Below are 2,363 nucleotides of genomic sequence, written 5' to 3' on the forward strand. Positions count from 1 at the left end.
TTAGCCTGTGGTCTTCATGAATCTTCCTGAACGCCTGGTTGAGGTGTTCGATGTAGTTCATGGCTTAGCTGTCTTTGAAATCGATTTTGTTTTTTTTCATCAGTTTGTTGATTTCTTTGATGTCATAGTAAATTATTCCTTTCAGTTTAGTGAATGGCAATTCTCCACTAGATCTTAAATTTTGTAGACCACTGGAACTAATACTAAGGACTTTTTGAAGTTCAGAATTCCTGAGAAATTGTTTTTTGTAGATTTGCTGTTTGCTTAATTCTTTTTTGATTTCGACTAGTAATCCATCTTTTAATTCATTAAAGATTTGTTTTGTGATTACTTTGACGTCGTTTTCTGTTAGATGATCTTTTGACATATTAAATAAATTTAGGAAACGTAGTGACCACTATGTTTCAAGTTATTCATATGCAAATTTGAATTGAAGCTATTGTTATATTCCCTGATTATCGGGTGATATCAGGTATTTTTTTAACGTAAATTAACATTTTACTGGTTGATTTCTTTTAAAAGTCTTCTCTGTAAGGTGTTTAAAAACTTGGTAGGCTCTTTTTTTCGTTTCTTTATCTCATCAAAAGTTGAGTAAATGTTGACATTAGATTCTAGATGAAAAATATTTTCCAGATTTTTGGCTATATCTGAAATTTTCACATTCCCATGATCTAAAGCATTTGATTTAGCTAAGGCATAGACAATCTCCGTAAAGTCTGATTTGCTGCCCGTCCATTTTAATTTATTTACAGTTGTATTATTTTCATTGTAATAATTTAATGAAACTGGATTTTCAATTTTATTTTGGTAGTCGGCAATAATCTTTTGATTGAACTTAATTTTAGTAACACTATTGTCTAACATTGTAGAGAAATCTTCTTGAAGAATACTCGTATGTGGAACTATGGAGCTTGTAGGATCAATATTTGATCTTGTAAACCAATTGATGTCATTATGGGTATGATCCTCAGCTAGATATTCAACCAAAAAATTGCATTTGATCAAACATTTTTTTCTTTTTTTGATCTGTTTCTTCAGAAACTCTATGGCGTCATCTTCAGTACAGTAGCTGTATTTTATAATATGTTTCTTTTGATATTTTATAAATTTTAACTCAGATGCAATTTCTGGTTTAATGTGTTTAAAAAAACTGATTTCTTCTTCTAGAGACATGAAGCCATGGAGCTGAATACATTTCTGCATCAATGAAATTGTCTTTGATATAAGGCTTATGATAGTGTTAGACTCATATTTGAAACAAAACTTTTGCTGATTTATTAAATTTAGCTCACGCTCATAAATCTTGTAAATTAACTTAATAGTCATTTTAAAAGGATGTTTTAGATTGGAAATAGACTTAAAATCACTGTAATATTAATAAATTTTATTAATATTAAGAAATGTTTAAATCATCCCTTTTAACCTATATGACTATCCAGTTTTCATTTCACCATTGTTTTTAAGTTTATTTTTGAGATTATTGAAGTCATCAGCTAATTTATTGTCTAAGATTCTCGCATAGATTTGCGTTGTAGAAATTTTGGTATGTCCTAATAGTTTTGATATGCTTTCAATAGGTACGCCATTGATTAGTGTCACGGTTGTGGCAAAAGTATGTCTTGCTGTATGAAATGAAATCCTTTTTTTGATATTCGCCTTAGCTGCAATTTCTTTCAGATAATCATTTGTTTTTTGGTTACTGAAAACTGGTAATAATTTACCAGTTTTACATTTTGGATGATTTTTGTAATTAGCAATAATTTTTTTCGGCTTTTCTAGAAGTGGAATTCTGACCCTAGTTTTAGATTTCTGCCGATATGTATAAATCCAATTTTCACCGTCTATACCTATTTGAATATTGTCTTCCGTCAAGTTAAAAACATCACTATATGAAAGTCCAGTATAGCATGAAAACACAAAAATGTCTCTAACAAGCTGATGTCTATCTTTATGTAGACTCACACTTTCAATTTGTTCTAACTCTTTTTTGTCCAAATAATGCACATCAACTTTATGGTAAATGAGTTTAAAAAACTTAGCTGGGTTTTTATCAATCCATTCAAGAGAATACGCAAAATTCATCAGTTTTTTTAAACGTTCCATATGTTTCATAACCCCGTTGTTGGTTAGTGTATTTTTCTTTCTCAAATAGGCATCAAAATCAACCAAAAATTTATAGTTGATTTGTTTTAAAAATATGTCGCTCGTCTTGATTTCAATTTTCAAAAACTCGTCAATATATTTTAAAGTCGTTGTATAATTTTTCAAAGTTCCTGGAGCTAGAATGTTTTCCATTTTTAAGCTGTGGTATTTGAACAGTTTCTTGAGTGTTGGTTGCTTTTGATCATCTCCAAACAAGCTTG

The 2,363-nt window shown here is 29.6% G+C and carries 3 protein-coding genes; all 3 read right to left on the reverse strand.

The window, feature by feature from the left end; all coding sequences use genetic code 11:
* Positions 1-64: 64 nt before the first annotated feature.
* Positions 65-367: a helix-turn-helix domain-containing protein gene (locus tag EIG86_RS08090; protein ID WP_127845669.1), complete on the reverse strand. Its 303-nt coding sequence runs from the start codon at positions 365-367 to the stop codon at positions 65-67.
* Between the two features lie 131 nt (positions 368-498).
* Entirely contained in the window at positions 499-1,203 is a 705-nt protein-coding gene (locus EIG86_RS08095; RefSeq protein WP_157983124.1) for an RteC domain-containing protein, read from the reverse strand.
* A gap of 228 nt (positions 1,204-1,431) precedes the next feature.
* Positions 1,432-2,363, reverse strand: a 932-nt coding sequence (locus EIG86_RS08100) for a site-specific integrase (RefSeq protein WP_127845671.1), incomplete at its 5' end; no start/stop codon positions are given.

The sequence above is a fragment of the Psychroflexus aestuariivivens genome, assembly GCF_004010055.1.
In the GTDB taxonomy this organism is placed as follows: Bacteria; Bacteroidota; Bacteroidia; order Flavobacteriales; family Flavobacteriaceae; genus Psychroflexus; species Psychroflexus aestuariivivens.